This window comes from Conexibacter sp. DBS9H8, from assembly GCF_023330685.1.
Classification (GTDB): domain Bacteria; phylum Actinomycetota; class Thermoleophilia; order Solirubrobacterales; family Solirubrobacteraceae; genus Palsa-465.
On the sequence record NZ_CP097128.1, the window covers coordinates 3,086,798 to 3,101,581 of the forward strand.

The 14,784-nt window shown below is 71.3% G+C and carries 11 protein-coding genes; 3 read left to right on the forward strand and 8 right to left on the reverse strand.

What is annotated here, in order from left to right:
* Positions 1-17: 17 nt before the first annotated feature.
* From M3M55_RS14720 to M3M55_RS14730, 3 genes are read right to left on the reverse strand one after another with little or no spacing between them, the layout of a single operon-like run.
* Positions 18-1,337 carry an ABC transporter ATP-binding protein gene (locus M3M55_RS14720; protein ID WP_249010256.1) on the reverse strand — a complete coding sequence of 440 codons (1,320 nt, stop codon included), beginning with the start codon at positions 1,335-1,337 and terminating at the stop codon, positions 18-20.
* A gap of 9 nt (positions 1,338-1,346) precedes the next feature.
* Positions 1,347-2,129, reverse strand: coding sequence for an ABC transporter permease (locus tag M3M55_RS14725; RefSeq protein WP_249010257.1), 783 nt, complete (start codon positions 2,127-2,129; stop codon positions 1,347-1,349).
* Between the two features lie 3 nt (positions 2,130-2,132).
* Complete coding sequence (locus tag M3M55_RS14730; RefSeq protein WP_249012425.1) at positions 2,133-2,876, reverse strand: ABC transporter permease; 744 nt, start codon at positions 2,874-2,876, stop codon at positions 2,133-2,135.
* Between the two features lie 220 nt (positions 2,877-3,096).
* Between M3M55_RS14730 and M3M55_RS14735 the strand changes: the two genes are divergently transcribed.
* The 3 genes from M3M55_RS14735 to M3M55_RS14745 all read left to right on the forward strand — a co-directional run bounded on the left by M3M55_RS14735 (position 3,097) and on the right by M3M55_RS14745 (position 7,672).
* Entirely contained in the window at positions 3,097-3,741 is a 645-nt protein-coding gene (locus M3M55_RS14735) for a hypothetical protein (protein ID WP_249010258.1), read from the forward strand.
* Between the two features lie 191 nt (positions 3,742-3,932).
* Entirely contained in the window at positions 3,933-6,089 is a 2,157-nt protein-coding gene (locus M3M55_RS14740; RefSeq protein WP_249010259.1) for a glutamine synthetase III, read from the forward strand.
* Positions 6,090-6,208: 119 nt separating this feature from the next.
* Positions 6,209-7,672: a peptidoglycan-binding protein gene (locus M3M55_RS14745; RefSeq protein ID WP_249010260.1), complete on the forward strand. Its 1,464-nt coding sequence runs from the start codon at positions 6,209-6,211 to the stop codon at positions 7,670-7,672.
* Positions 7,673-7,780: 108 nt separating this feature from the next.
* Here M3M55_RS14745 and M3M55_RS14750 read toward each other — a convergent pair whose 3' ends face one another.
* From M3M55_RS14750 to M3M55_RS14770, 5 genes are read right to left on the reverse strand one after another with little or no spacing between them, the layout of a single operon-like run.
* Positions 7,781-9,103, reverse strand: coding sequence for a proline dehydrogenase family protein (locus M3M55_RS14750; RefSeq protein ID WP_249010261.1), 1,323 nt, complete (start codon positions 9,101-9,103; stop codon positions 7,781-7,783).
* Positions 9,100-10,653 (reverse strand): aldehyde dehydrogenase family protein, encoded by a 1,554-nt coding sequence (locus M3M55_RS14755; RefSeq protein WP_249010262.1) that lies wholly within the window; start codon positions 10,651-10,653, stop codon positions 9,100-9,102. Before M3M55_RS14755 ends, M3M55_RS14750 begins: the two co-directional genes overlap by 4 nt.
* Complete coding sequence (locus M3M55_RS14760) at positions 10,646-11,113, reverse strand: CYTH domain-containing protein (RefSeq protein ID WP_249010263.1); 468 nt, start codon at positions 11,111-11,113, stop codon at positions 10,646-10,648. Before M3M55_RS14760 ends, M3M55_RS14755 begins: the two co-directional genes overlap by 8 nt.
* Positions 11,103-12,512 carry a UTP--glucose-1-phosphate uridylyltransferase gene (locus M3M55_RS14765; RefSeq protein WP_249010264.1) on the reverse strand — a complete coding sequence of 470 codons (1,410 nt, stop codon included), beginning with the start codon at positions 12,510-12,512 and terminating at the stop codon, positions 11,103-11,105. Before M3M55_RS14765 ends, M3M55_RS14760 begins: the two co-directional genes overlap by 11 nt.
* A complete protein-coding gene (locus tag M3M55_RS14770; protein WP_249010265.1) occupies positions 12,505-14,688 on the reverse strand; it encodes an NAD(+) synthase in 2,184 nt (727 codons plus the stop codon). Before M3M55_RS14770 ends, M3M55_RS14765 begins: the two co-directional genes overlap by 8 nt.
* Between the last annotated feature and the right edge of the window lie 96 nt (positions 14,689-14,784).

Here is a 14,784-nt window from a genome sequence, read left to right on the forward strand (position 1 = left end):
CGGCGGCGCGCCCGGTCTCAGTCCATCGTCAGCGGGCCCATCGACTCACCGGCCAGGAATTGGCGGATGAACGGGTTCGGTGAGTTGAGCATGTCCTCGGTCGGTCCGGCTTCGACGATCCGGCCCTTCCACAGGACGTTGATGTAGTCGGCGGTGCGCCGGGCCATCATCACGTTGTGGGTGATCACGCAGAAGGTCGGGAGGTGGGTCTTCTGGGCGGCCTTGGCTTCGTCCATCATGTCGCGGTGAACCTCGAGAATGAGCTCGCCGAGCAGTGACGTGCGGACCGGGTCGAGGCCGGAGTCGGGCTCGTCGAAGAGGACGATGTCCGGCTCGAGCACGAGCGCGCGGGCAAAGCCGGCGCGCTTACGCATGCCGCCGGAGAGCTCGTTCGGGTACTTGTCGCGACTGTGTCCGAGGCCGACCTCGTTGAGCCGGCGCATGACGATGTCCTCGATCTCGTCCTCACCCTTCTCAGTGTGCTGGCGCAGTGGGAAGGCGACGTTGTCATACAGGTTCATCGAGCCGAACAGGGCGCCGTCCTGGAAGAGCAGGCCGAACTTCTTGCGCATCTCGAACAGCTCGTCGTCGACCATGTTCGGCACCGAGTGGCCGTGGACGAGGACGTCACCCTGATCGGGATAGAGCAGACCGACCATATGTTTGATGCAGACCGATTTACCGGTGCCGGAGGGGCCGAGGATCATCGAGACCATGCCCTCGGGCAGACCCATGTTGAGCCCGCGCAGGATCCGGTTCTTGCCGAAGGCACGGTAGGTGTCGATGAACTCGACCGCGTCCGGACGCCCTGAGGGGTAGACCCGGTAGGTGTGCCACTTGTACTCCTCCTCGGTCGCGCCGGCGGGGGGCTCGGGCCGCGGGCCCTGCTCGTCGACGACCGACACGCGGGAGCTCGACGCGGGCCCGACGCCGCCGTCCCCGTCGCCGGCATGCGCCCGGGCGGGCCGGTGCTCGGCGATCGGGTGCTCGAAGGTGAAGTCGTCCTCGGGGGGAGCCGGTCGCGGCGTCGGCACGGGCGTCGCCCCCGGGACGGGGGCCGCCTCGGGCTGGCGGCGATCGCCGCCATGGCCGTTCTCGGTCAGCGGCGCGGGCCGGTCGAAATCGAACCCGCTCTGGCTTGGGCCCGGTGTGGTGCTCGGCGAGGCGGCGTCCGCGGCGGGTGCCGGGTTCCAGGGAGCGGTTGCCGCGTCCGCTGCGGCCCCCGGGTTCCACGCGCCCGTCCCGGGGGCGGGCGCTCCCGTGTCGGACCCGTTCCCGGTGCTCAGCCCCCGTGCCGGCTGCGAGTCGCCCCCGCGCTTGCCTCGTGTGAACCGCATCTCTTCCTCTCACCCTCCGATTGGCGCCCGGGGGTTGGTTCCCCAGAACAGCTGGGTCCCGAGCATTCCGACAATATGCACGGCCACGATGTTGAACACCATCGATTTCGCGGTGGCGGTGCCCACTCCCACCGGCCCTCCACTCGCGTTGTAACCGTAGTAACAGCCTACAAGAACGATAATGATGGCCATCGCCATCGCCTTTATCAAGCTGTAGAGGAGATCCGGGGGATTCTGGAACTCCCAGAAGATGAGGAAGAAGCCGCCGGAGGACACGTCTCCGATCTGTTGCACGACCGCCAGGTAGGAGGCGAAGAACCCCGCCCCGATCGCGCACAGGTAGACGAACGGCAGCACGATCAGCGCCGCGAGCAGGCGGGTCGCACAGAGGAAGGTGACTCCGCTGATCCCCATCACCTCGAGCGCGTCGATCTCGTCGGAGATCCGCATCGAGCCGAGCTCGGCGACGATCCCGGTCCCGACCTTGGCGGCCATCATGTAGCCGAAGCAGAGCGGGACGAGCTCACGGAGGTCACACCAGGCGGCGAACACGCCGGCGTAGGCGGGCGCGCCGACGCTGCGATTGAAGTAGGCGCCCTCGATCCCGCACTGCAGGCCGATGATGAACACGAGCCCCCAGATGACGAGGGTCGAGGAGAGGATCAGGATCCCCGCCTGGCGCAGCACCTCCCCGAAGTGGCGGAACACCCGGAGGTTCGCGAGCCGTCCGAGGATCGACAGGACGAAGACGACGATGTCGCCGAAGGTCTCAAGCGAGCCGGTGACGTTCACTGATCACCGCACGATCGTCGTCAGCGCCGGATGGGTGGCCAACAGCACCTGCGTGAACACGTAGTTGAACGCGAAGATCGCCAGGAAGGCGATGACGACCGCCTGGTTGACCGCGCGACCGACCCCTTCCGCCCCGCCCTCGGCGGTCATTCCCTTGTAACAGCAGACGACGGCGATGATCGCCCCGAACAGCGTCGTCTTGATCACCGACCCCCACAGATCGGTCGTCGAGGCGTTGTTGAAGAACGTCGCCCAGAACGGCCCGAGCGGCGCGTGGTTGACGAGCGTCGCGAGCACGCCGCCGAAGATCCCGAACAGCAGCGCGTAGATGTCGAACAGACCGGTCACGAGCATCAGCGCAAGGAACCGCGGGACGACGAGGTTCTTGATCGGGTCGACCCCGAGCACCTCGAGCGCGTCCAGTTCCTCGCGGATCCGGCGAGCACCGAGGTCGGCGGTGATCGCCGTGCCCGCGACGCCCGCGAGCACGATCGCGTCGACGAAGGGCGCGAACTCGCGGATCGAGGCGAGGACGAAGAAGCCTCCGAGCCGGTCGAGCGCACCGAACAGGACGAGGAAGTTCGCTCCCTGCAACCCGGGCGCCTCGTACCCGAAGGCGATCGTCGAGACGAGCAGCGGGAACCAGCACAGCCGCATCGCGAACATGAACTGGCCGACGAACTCGGGGCCGTACGGGTAGGGCGGGGACAGCGCCGAAACGATCGTGCGCCCGGTGAGCACGACCATCTCCCCCGCCTCCTCGAACACGCCGCGGGTCGGCGCCAACGCCCTCTCAACTGCAAGCCTCATGCTCTCCTCACCCTCCTCGAAGCGGCCGCTCCGAGCTCCATGGACGCCAAGCGTATCCGGCCCGGGGGTCAGTGCGCCACTGCAGGCCCCCGCGGGACGGAGGCGGCAGTGACGGAGGCGGCACACGGACGCGGGCGCGTTGTGTATGTTCGCCCGCGTGAGGAGAGGATTCGCGCCGAGCATCGCCGCCGCGACCGCCGCGCTGGCGCTCGCCGCCTGTGGCGCGAACACGGCCAACGAGGACCAGGCCGCCCAGGCGACCGGCGATTTCCCCGCCCGGGTGCAGGTCCGCTTCCCCGTCCGCCAGCATCTCGCCCAACCCTCCCAGCTCGTCATCGCCGTCACGAACACCGGGGCGCGAGTGATGCCGAACGTCGCCGTGACGATCTCCAACCCGGCCGCCCCCGGCGCCCAGGCGTTCGGGACGCTGATCGCGGCCCCCGCGCCCGGTCAGCCGATCCTCGCCGGCCGCTCCCGCGCGGTGTGGGTGATCGACCGCGGGCCGGGACCGTGCGGCTACAGCTGCCACCAGGGCGGCCCCGGGGCGGCCGTCACCTCCTACACGAACACGTGGGCGCTCGGCAGACTCAGACCGGGCCACACCGCAACCTTCGAGTGGCATCTCACCGCACTCGCCCCGGGCGCCTACACGGTCGCCTACCGCGTCGCCGCCGGGCTGTCGGGCAAGGCGCCGGCGGTCGGCGCGACCACCGCCGGGGCGCTGCACGTGGCGATCGCCAGCACCCCGCGCCAAGCCTTCGTCAACGCGGCCGGGCAGGTCGTCGAAAGCGGCGGCGGCTGAGGCCACCCCCGATCGGCCCCGGCCGCGCCCGGCGGCCATCAGGCCACCGCAGACCGTTCCGGTTTGTCCATAGGGACAATGAACGAACCCGGGAGATTCCATAGTCTCCGCCCGCTCACGCCCTCACACGTCTCCGTGCGGCCGGTGATCGCCCCGCGCCCTGGATGCGACAGGAAGGAACAACCACACACATGTCCCCGATTCGCCAGCAGAACGTCATGGCTGCCCAGTGGAGCCCCGGTGCCAGCATCGGCCTCCGCGACCTGACGAACTCCGACAACCAGATCTTCGGTGAGAACGTGTTCTCGCCGGCGGTCCAGCGTCAGCGCCTCCCCAAGGACGTCTACAAGCGGCTCTCCCAGACCCTCGCCAAGGGCGAGCCGCTCGACACGACCCTGGCCGACGCCGTCGCGCTGGCGATGAAGGAGTGGGCCCTGGAGAAGGGCGCCACCCACTACTCCCACGTCTTCCAGCCGCTCACCGGCCTCACCGCCGAGAAGCACGACTCCTTCTACGGGCCGACCGGGGAGGGCACCGCGCTCGCCTCCTTCTCGGGTAAGGAGCTGATCCAGGCCGAGCCGGACGCCTCCTCCTTCCCCAACGGCGGGATCCGCGCCACGTTCGAGGCGCGCGGCTACACGGCGTGGGACCCGACGAGCCCCGCCTTCATCCTCGAGAACCCGAACGGCGCACTGCTCTGCATCCCGACCGCGTTCGTCTCCTGGACCGGTGAGGCGCTCGACTCCAAGATCCCGCTGCTGCGCTCGATGGACGCGCTCTCCAAGGCGGCGATCCGCGCCCTGCGGCTGTTCGGCAACGACAGCGTCGCGCGGATCTTCACGACCGTCGGACCGGAGCAGGAGTACTTCCTCATCGACGAGCAGTACTACTTCGAGCGGCCCGACCTGATCATCACCGGGCGCACCCTGTTCGGGGCCAAGCCGCCCAAGGGCCAGGAGCTCGACGACCACTACTTCGGCTCGATCCCCGAGCGGGTCCTCGCCTTCATGCTCGAGCTCGAGGAGGAGTGCGCCAAGCTCGGGATCCCGATCAAGACCCGGCACAATGAGGTCGCCCCGTCCCAGTACGAGATCGCCCCGATCTTCGAGAACTCCAACGTCGGAGCCGACCACCAGCAGCTGACGATGCAGCTGATCCAGAACGTCGCTCGCCGCTACGGGCTCGTCGCCCTCCTGCACGAGAAGCCGTTCGCCGGCCTCAACGGCTCGGGCAAGCACAACAACTGGTCGATGGGCACCGACGAGGGTGAGAACCTGATGGAGCCCGGGGAGACCCCCGGGGAGAACTGGCAGTTCCTGTTCTTCTGCACCGCGGTGATCAAGGCGGTGGCCCGGCACGCCGGCCTGCTGCGGGCGAGCGTCGCCTCCGCCGGCCAGGACCACCGCCTCGGCGCGAACGAGGCGCCGCCGGCGATCATCTCGATCTTCCTCGGGGCCGAGCTGCAGAAGGTCTTCGACGCCCTCGAGAAGGGGCGGGCGGCCAAGTCGACTCCCCAGAGCTTCCTCGGCCTTGGCACCCCGGTGCTGCCGGCCCTGCCGATGCACGGCGGCGATCGCAACCGGACGAGCCCGTTCGCGTTCACCGGCAACAAGTTCGAGTTCCGCGCGCTCGGGGCCAACCAGTCCCTCGGCCTGCCCAACACGGTGCTCAACACGATCGTCGCCGAGGCGGTCGACGAGCTCTCCGATGAGCTCGAGGCGGCTCTCGCCAAGCGCGGGGCGAAGCTCGAGACGGCGCTGGCGTCGATCCTCCAGCAGGCCTACTCGGAGAACAAGGCGGTCATCTTCAACGGTGACGGGTACTCGGAGAAGTGGCACAAGGAGGCGGCCAAGCGCGGTCTCAAAAACCTGCCCAGCACCCCGGAGGCGCTGCCGGAGCTGATCAGCGACGTCAGCATCGCCCTGTTCACCAGGTACGGCGTGCTCAACCAGCGCGAGCTGGAGTCACGCTATGAGGTGTTCGCCGAGCAGTACGTGACGAAGCTCAACATCGAGTCGGAGACGACGGCGGGCATCGCCCGCACCCAGATCCTCCCCGCCGCCGTTCGCTACCTCACCGAGCTGAGCGCGGCGGAGATGGGCACCCTCGCCGCCGAACTGCGCGCCAAGATCGACGAGTTCGTGTTCGCGATCACCAAGCTCGAGGAGGCGAACCTCGAGGAGAACCACCCCAAGTCCGAGGACGTGCTCGACCACGCCGTGTACTTCCGCGACACGGTGATCCCGGCGATGACCGACGTCCGCACGGTCGGCGACGAACTGGAGAAGCTCGTCGCCGACGATCTCTGGCCGCTGCCGAAGTACTCGGAGATCCTGTTCATCAAGTAGACGCTCGGTGTCGGGGGATCTGACCACCGGGTCAGATCCCCCGTCGGCGCCGCCCCGGCACGGCGGTTTCTGCAGCGCAACTTGTCGTTGTGGCCTCCGTTCTCGGTTAGGTTTACGTGATGGCGGCGGCACCGAGGCATGACGACGGCGGTCAGCGACCGCCCCGGCGAGGACGGCTCACGCCGCTTCTGCTCTGCCTGCTCGCGCTCGGGCTCGGGCCACTCGCGGCGATCGCCGCCGCGGGCGATGCCCAGGGTGGGCCGCCCTCTGGCGGCGGAGGCCTGATCACGACCTCCACGACGGGCGGAAGCCTGACGATCGGGACGACGACGCTGATCGCCTCCACCACGACGACGTCTGCGGCGGGCACCACCACGACGACCTGCAACGAGCCTGCGGTCGGGACGGTCACCACGGCGGGGTCGGGATCGGGACAGAGCGGTGCCGGCTCGACGACGGGCGGTGCGGGCAGCTCGCCCCCCGGCTCGACGACGGGCGGTGCGGGCAGCTCGCCCCCCGGCTCGACGACCAGCGGCGACTGCACGGTCCCGCCACCCGCCCCGATCCCCGCCCCGCCGGGCAACCCGTTCACCCGGCGAGGCATGTGGATCTGGGAGCTGCCCGCCACCGACGGCGGCAGCCTGTCCGCGGTGATCGCCCAGGCCCACCGCTACGGGATCGGGACGATCTACCTCAAGAGCGGCGACGGGACGGCGGTCTGGTCCCAGTTCAATCCGAACCTCGTCAACGCCCTCCACGCCGCCCACCTCCACGTCTGTGCCTGGCAGTACGTGTACGGCAACGAACCCGTCCTCGAGGCCGAGGTCGGTGCCGCCGCGGTCCGGGACGGCGCGGACTGCCTCGTCATCGATGCCGAGAGCGAGTATCAGGGCAAGTACGTGCAGGCCCAGAAATACGTCCGCGCATTGCGGGCGCGGATCGGCGCGCGATTCCCGGTCGCCCTCGCCGGGCTCGCCTACGTCGACTACCACCCGACCTTCCCCTACTCGGTCTTCCTCGGCCCCGGCGGCGCGCAGTACAACCTGCCTCAGATGTACTGGCAGGACATCGGCACATCCGTCGACGCCGTCTACGCCCACACCTTCACCTTCAACGAGCTCTACCAGCGGCCGATCTACCCGCTCGGCCAGCTCTTCAGCGCGCCCCCGACCGCCGCCGTGCGACGCTTCCGCTCGGTCGGGTTCGCCTACCGGGTCACCGGGTTGAGCTGGTGGGACTGGCAGTCCGCCGGTCTGCGCCAGTTCGACGCGATCTCCACCCGGACCGGACCGATCCGCGACTTCCACGCGGACCGGACGGTGGCCAGCCTCGGCCGCGGCGCGATCGGGGACCTCGTCGTGCTCGCCCAGGAACACCTCTGGAACACGCCGGAGCGGGTGACCATCGACGGCGGCTTCGGACCGGAGACCGAGCAGGCGGTGGCGGCCTTCCAGGCCCAGGCGGGCCTTCCCGTGAGCGGGATCGTCACCCCGCAGACCTGGCTTGATCTGCTCAAGGTGCCCCTCCCCCAGATCACCTGGGTGGTGCGTCACGGTGCGGTCGTCGCTGAGGTGCGCGGCTGATCCGGTCTCGGTCGCACGAGGGGGGACTTTTGTGTCCCCAGGACGCAAAAGTCCCCCCTCGCTCGCCTGCACGTCCCGGCCCGCGGCTCCCGGCCCGAACCGCCGCGGTCATGGCGGGGCGAGCAGGGCGCCGAGCGCGGTCCCGCCCGCCCGGCGGCTGAGGAAACTATCGTTGGCGGTGTTCTCGAGCAGGCGCCGGACGAGGTAGGCCATCCCGGCGACGACGTCCCCGACGGGCGCGTACACGCGGCAGCGCAGCCCCTCGGCGGCGAGCGCCCGCCCAAGGTCGTCGCCGAGCCCGCGCAGCACCTGGTACTCGACGTCCCCGGGGGCGAGCCCGGCCGCCTCCGCGCAGGCGATCGCGTGGGCGACCGAGCGGAGGTTGTGGCTCGCGATCGCGGTGCGCAGGGTCGGAAAGGCGCCGATCAACCGGGCGCTGAGGGTCTCGAAGGCGCGGTCGGAGTCGGCCTGGGCGCTCCACACGGGGACCGGCCAGCCGTGTTGGGCGGCGAGGATCGTCTCATGATCCCAGTAGGCGCCCTTGACGAGGCGGACGGTGAGCGGCACCGTCCGGCGCCCCCCGGCGGCGGGGTCGGCCGCCCAGGCGATCACCCGGTCGAGCACCTCCCCGCTGTCGCGCAGATAGGCCTGGAGGACGATCCCGGCCGACGGGCCGTCGGTGAACTCCGGCTCGGCGAGCAGGTCGAGGACGAGCTCGAGCACGAGCGCACGGGAGTCGAGTGACTCCATGTCGATGTGCAGGTGGGCGCCGATCCGGTCCGCGTGGGCCAGCAGCTCGCGCAGGAGCGGGCGGGCGTCCTCGGCGCCTCGCTCGGGGGCGTGGGGCCGCACGAGCGGGGTGAGCGCGGTCACCTTGACGCTCAGGTTGACCCGCGGGAGCGCGCCGGCCCCGTCGCACTCGGCGTCCGCACGCGGGGCCCAAGCCTCAGCGGCGACCGCGAGCGCATCCAGGGTGTCATGACAGCGCCGAGCGTAGGCCGCCGCCTCCGCCGGGGTGACCGTCCGCTCCCCGAGCAGGTCGACGGTCACGGCGATCCCCTGCTCCCACAGGGCGCCCAGCTCGGGCGCGGCGGCGCTGACCGACTCGCCGATGATGAACCGGCCGGCCATCTCCGCGACCGCCCGGCCCCCGAGCCACCCCGCGGCGCGGCGGCCGAGCGGGCGCGACAGCCCGCTCCGCAGCCGGCCGGGCGGCAGGAACGCGATCAGGTGGGCGGCAAGCTCGTCCGGGCTCACACAGGCGGGGGCGACGTCCACGGTGCGAAACAGCGCGGCCCGCAGCTCCGGGCGGCCACTCAGCCAGCTCATCAGCCGATCCTCACCGCGGGCGCGGAGCCCGCCGCCGCCGGCGGCGCGGGCGAGCCGGCGGCCGACGCGACGGATCTCCGGCTCGAGGGCGGGGCCACTCACGCCGGGATCCCGTGCCGGGTGAGGTCCTCACAGACGACGACCGGGTCGCTGAAGTGGGCGAGATAGTCGGGGCCGCCGGCCTTGGACCCGGTGCCCGACAGGCGGTTGCCGCCAAAGGGTTGGCGACCGACGATCGCCCCGGTGCTCGGGCGGTTGACGTAGAGGTTCCCGACCGGGGTGCGGGCGCTCACGTAGGCGACCGTGTCCGGGCTGCGGGTGAACACCGCCCCGGTCAGCGCCTGGGGTTGCTCGTCGACCCGGTCACAGGCCGCCGCGAGGCTCGGGACCGTCTCGACGCTCAGCACGGGCCCGAAGATCTCCTCGCAGGTGACGTGGCTGCCGGCGGGCGGGTCGAAGACGAGCGTCGGGGGCACGTAGTAGCCGTCGTCGTCCGGGAGCGGGCCGCCGGAGTGCGCCTCCCCGGCAGCCGCCGCGACCACCGCGGCGATCCGGGCCTGGGCGTCGGCCTCGATCACCGCCGGAACGTCGGTGCCGAACGCCTCAGCGGGGCCGACGGCCAGGGTGGCCAGAGCGCCGATCAGACGCACCTTCAGGGTGGCGGCGACGCGCTCGTGGACGAGCAGCCGCGCCGTCGCCGAGCACTTCTGCCCGGCGAACCCGAAGGCGGAGGTGAGCGCGGCCGGGACGACGTCGTCGAGGTCAGCGTCCGCGTCGACGATCATGGCGTTCTTGCCCCCGAGCTCGGCGACGACCCGGGTGAGGTGGCGTTGCCCCGGGGCCGGCCGGGCGGCGGCGGCCATGATCTCGAGGCCGACCGCCGCGGACCCGGTGAAGGCGACCGTCGACACGCCCGGGTGGACGACGAGCGCCGCTCCCGTCTCCCCCTCCCCGGGCAGCAGGTTGAGCACGCCGGGCGGGAGCCCGGCGGCGGCGAACGCGTCGAAGATCGCGAGCGCGCAGCCGGGCGACTGCTCGGCCGGCTTGAGACAGACGGCGTTGCCGGTCACCAGCGCGGCGGCGGTCATCCCGCAGGCGATCGCGATCGGGAAGTTCCACGGGGCGATCACCGCACACACCCCGCGCGGGCGGCGGAACTGGCGGTTGCGCTCCCCCGGCGGGGAGAGCAACTCGGGTCCGGCCGCCTCCACCTCGGCGCGGTGGGCGTAGTAGCGACAGAAGTCGATCGCCTCAGCGACGTCGGCGGCCGCCTCCGGCCACGGCTTGGCGCACTCGGCGACCTCGAGGGCAGCGAGCTCGTAGCGGCGGGCCGCGAGCTCAGCGGCGGCGGCGCGCAGGATCGCCGCCCGGGCGCCGACCGGGATGGCCCCCCAGGCGCGTTGGGCGGCGGTGGCGGCGGAGACGGCCGAGTCGACGTCAGAGGCGCTGGCCCGGCAGGCCAGCGCCACCTTCCGAGCCGGGTGTGACGGGTCGGGGCTGACGAGGTCGGCGCCATGGCGACGGTCCCCGGCGACGATCACCGGGACCGACAACGGCAGGCGTGGGGTGAGGGCCGCGAGGGCCTCGCGGCAACGGGCCCGCTCGTCAGCGCGGCGGAGCTCGAGCAGGGGCTCGTTGGCGAACTCAGGCACCGTCCGGGCGGCCGCGGGTCGCGAGCCGGTGGTTCTTGTAGGCGAGGTCGGCGGTGACGTCGGTCCCGAACCAGTCGGGGGCCGTGAACGCGTCGGCGTCGGACTCGCTGGCGAACTCGACCTCGGCGACGATCAGGCCGGCGAGCGCGCCGGTGTAGACGTCGACGTCGATCCCGTCGGGCAGCCGGTGGCGGTCCTTGGTCAGCCGGCGGCCCGCCGTCGCCGGCCACAGCGCCGCGTACTGGTCCTCACTGAGATCGATCTCTGTCTCCTGGCGGGTGAGGGTGCCGGCGGACTTGACCGTCAGCACCGGACGGCCGGACTTGCGCCGCAGCCGCGCCTCCGATCCGTCCTCGGCGATCACGAGGTACCCCTGCTCGATCGGTTCGGCCGCCACGGCGGCGACGATGCCGGGGAGCGGGCCCGGAACGAGCCATTTACGTTCGATCTCAACCGCCATCGCCGACCTCACCGTCTGGGGTGAGGATCGTGCCGGCCGGAACGACGATCGGGGCGCCGCGATCGGCGAGCTCGACCGCTCCACGCACAGCGACCTCGGCCGCGAAGGTGTAGTCGCCGTGGACGGTGAGGCGCTCGGCCTCAGCGAGAGAGGGCGCGCCGCCGGGGAAGCGCGCCTCGAACTGGTCGATCAGCTTGTAGAAGCGCGAATCGAGCTCGACGAGGGCGAGCCGTTCCGGGTCCGCCGGCAGCACCTCGAAGGCGTCGGTGAGCCGGTAGGCGTCGGAGCGGAGCACAAGCAGGTCGTCGGTCGTCTTGACCGGCGCGAAGCGGGTGCGGGGCACCTCGATCAGGCGGGCGCCGGGGAAGGAGCCGATCGCCGCACCCATCGCCGCCTCGAGCTGAAGGACCGGCGTCGAGCCCTTGTCCCGCGGATCGACGGTCTTGTGGTTGACGATCACCGGCAGCTCGAGGCCGCCGGGGGAGTCGAGCACCTCCTCGAGCCGATCGAGGTCGACCCAGATCGAGTTCGTGTTGTAGTAGCGCCAGTGCTCGTAGTCCCGGAAGGACGCCTCGTCCTCGGGCGGGGTCTGGGCGGTCTCGCGGAGCACGAGCCGGCCGTCGGCGCGGCGGGCGAGGTGACCGCCCTTGCGGTCCGCGGCGGTTCCGCGGACGACCTCCATCAGGAACGGGATCTGCTCCCGGGCGAGGTGAGCGGCGATCCGCGGGTCGGCGGTCGCCCCAAGGTTGTCGGCGTTGGAGATCATCGCGTAGCGGAACCCGGCGGCCCGGAGCGCGGCGAGCATGCCGCTGCCGCGCAGGGCCGCGTAGACGTCACCGTGCCCCGGCGGGCACCACTCCAGGTGCGGGTCAGGTGGCCAGCTCACCGGCCGGTGGCTGTCGGCCTCGAGCTTGGGGACCATGCTCTGGAGAAAGTCGAGCTCGAGCCCGTCGGTGGGAAGCTCGGGGTGGCGGGCGAGAGCGGCGAGCGTCGCCTCACGGGTCGCGGTGGAGTTCATCAGCACCAGCGGGAGCCGGACCTCGGCGGCGGCCCGCTGGGCGAGGATCCGGCCGACGATGATGTCGAGGAAGGTGATCCCCTGCCGGGCCTCGATCAGCGACTTGGGCTCGCGCAGGCCCATCGAGGTGGCCAGTCCGCCGTTGAGCTTGATCACCGCGACGGCGGCGAGCGCGTCGGCGGCGTCGGCCGCCGGCAGATCGTGGAGGCCGGGGACGTCGGGGACCGGTTCGAGCTCCCGGGTCGGCAGCAGCGTCTGGGCCCCGTTCTCCAGCCGGGTGAGGGCGGAGCTGAAGGCGCTCAGCGCCTCCTCACTCTGCCCGGCCGCGCGCATCTTCTCGGCGGCGAGGGCGATCGTGTCCGTCACGGAGAGGTCAGTCATGCAAGGGGCCATTGTGGCGCAGCTCCCAGTGCCAGGCGGCAGCACCACCGTCGCTCGGGGCCCGCCAGTCGCCGCGCGGGGAGAGCGATCCGCCCGAGCCGACCTTCGGTGCGTTCGGGATCGCCGAGCGTTTGAACTGGCTCGTGGCGAAGAAGCGCTCGAGGAACACCCCGAGCCAGCGGTGGATCTCCTCGGGGGTGTAGGCGTTGCGCCGGTCAGGCGGGATCAGGTCAGGCCAGGGGCCCCGCTCACGGTCCCCCCAGGCCTGCTCGGCGAGCCAGGCGACCTTGGACGGTGCGTACCCGAACCGGAGCACGTGATAGAGGAAGAAGTCCTGGAGCTCATACGGGCCGACCGTGGCCTCCGAACGCTGCCCGGGGCCGTCGGGGGCGGGGTCCGTGCGGCCGGTGGGGTTCGCGGGGTCGGTGGACCTGGCGGGGTCGGTGGACGTGGCGGGGTCGGTGGATGTGGCGGGGTCGGTGGATGTGGCGGGGGTCGCGGGTACGAGCTCGGGGGAGATCTCGGTCGCGAGCACCCGCTCGAGCACCGCACCGGCCGCCGGGCCGAACTGGTCGGTGTCGATCGCCCAACGCAGGAGGAACTGGATCAGCGTCTTGGGCACCGAGGCGTTGACGTTGTAATGGGACATCTGATCCCCGACGCCATAGGTGCACCAGCCGAGCGCGAGCTCGGAGAGGTCGCCGGTACCGAGCACGAGCGCCCCGTGGTGGTTGGCGAGCCGGAACAGATGGGAGGTGCGCTCGCCCGCCTGGACGTTCTCATAGGTGAGGTCATAGGCGGCGGTACCGTCCGCAGCGGGGTGACCGATCGACGCGAGCATCGCCGTCGCCGCCGGGCGGATGTCGAGCTCATGGGCGCTCACCCCGAGGGCGGCCATCAGCTCACGGGCACTCGCCAGCGTCGTCGCCGAGGTCGCGAACCCCGGCATCGTGTAGGCGAGGATGTGGGTGCGGGGCAGGCCGATCCGGTCACAGGCGCGGGCGGCGACGATCAGCGCGTGGGTCGAGTCCAGTCCGCCGGAGACCCCGATCACGATCCGCTCGATCCCGGTCGCCTCCATCCGGGTCTGCAGGCCGCTCACCTGGATCCGGTAGACCTCCTCACAGCGCTCGTTGCGACGCTCCGGACGGGCGGGGACGTAGGGGAACCGCTCGAGCGCGCGCCGGAGGGGGACCGGGCCCGGGGGCGGGTTGACGGGGACGCCGACCTCACGGAGGGCGATCAGCCGGTCACGGTGGTCGTGGACGCTGTCGCCCCAACTGCTCGTGCTCGCCCGGTCCGCGCTGAGGCGGTCGAGGTCGACGTCCGCGTAGGTGAGCGTCGCCGCGTCGGCGAACCGCTCGGACTCGGCGAGCAGGTCACCGTTCTCATAGATCATCGCCTGACCGTCCCAGGCGAGGTCGGTCGTCGACTCGCCCGCGCCCGCGGCCGTATAGAGGTAGGCCGACAGGGTCCGCGCGGAATGCGCGGCAGCGAGCCTGTGGCGGTAGTCGGACTTGCCGATGGTGATGTTGGAGGCCGACAGGTTGACGAGCACCGTCGCACCCGCGAGGGCGGCGTAGGTGCTCGGCGGGATCGGCACCCACACGTCCTCACAGATCTCGACCGCAAAGGCGAACGCGACCGGACCGGTGGCGCGGAAGAGGAGGTCGCTGCCGAACGGAACGCGCCGCCCGTCGATCTCGACCGTCGGCGCAATCGCGTCCCGGGCGGCCCGGAACTGGCGCTTCTCGTAGAACTCGCGGTACTCGGGGAGAAAGCTCTTGGGCACGACCCCGAGGATCTCACCGGCGTGGAGGACGACCGCGGTGTTGTAGAGACCGTGTTCGGCCATCAGCGGTGCGCCGACGATGACGATCCCGTTGAGCGTCTCCGTTGCCGCCCGTACCTGCGCGAGCGCCGCGAGGGTCGCCTGCAGCAGCGCCTGCTGGTGAAAGAGGTCCTCGCTGCTGTAGCCGGTGAGGCCGAGCTCGGGGAAGGCGACAAGCGCCGCGCCGGCGGCGTCGGCCTCGCGGGCGAGGGCGACGGTTGCGGCAGCGTTCGCGAGCGGGTCCCCGAGCCGGACGCGGGGGACGGCGGCGGCGAGCCGGATGAAGCCGTGGCGGTAGATCGAGTCGTCCGCCGGGGCGGGTCGGGGGTTGCTGGGGGCAGCCATCGTCGGGCGATTATGGCTGCCGGGGTCGGGCCGGCCAACGGCTGGGAGCGTCCGTGCGGCGGGCGGGCGCGGGCCTGCCTATGATCGGCAAGACCA

Excerpts from the sequence above, each read along its gene's own strand:
- M3M55_RS14745 (WP_249010260.1), top strand. The coding sequence starts at position 6,209 with ATGGCGGCGGCACCGAGGCATGACGACGGCGGTCAGCGACCGCCCCGG.
- M3M55_RS14740 (WP_249010259.1), top strand. The coding sequence starts at position 3,933 with ATGTCCCCGATTCGCCAGCAGAACGTCATGGCTGCCCAGTGGAGCCCC.
- M3M55_RS14730 (WP_249012425.1), bottom strand. The coding sequence starts at position 2,876 with ATGGTCGTGCTCACCGGGCGCACGATCGTTTCGGCGCTGTCCCCGCCC.
- M3M55_RS14765 (WP_249010264.1), bottom strand. The coding sequence starts at position 12,512 with ATGACTGACCTCTCCGTGACGGACACGATCGCCCTCGCCGCCGAGAAG.
- M3M55_RS14770 (WP_249010265.1), bottom strand. The coding sequence starts at position 14,688 with ATGGCTGCCCCCAGCAACCCCCGACCCGCCCCGGCGGACGACTCGATC.
- M3M55_RS14760 (WP_249010263.1), bottom strand. The coding sequence starts at position 11,113 with ATGGCGGTTGAGATCGAACGTAAATGGCTCGTTCCGGGCCCGCTCCCC.
- M3M55_RS14720 (WP_249010256.1), bottom strand. The coding sequence starts at position 1,337 with ATGCGGTTCACACGAGGCAAGCGCGGGGGCGACTCGCAGCCGGCACGG.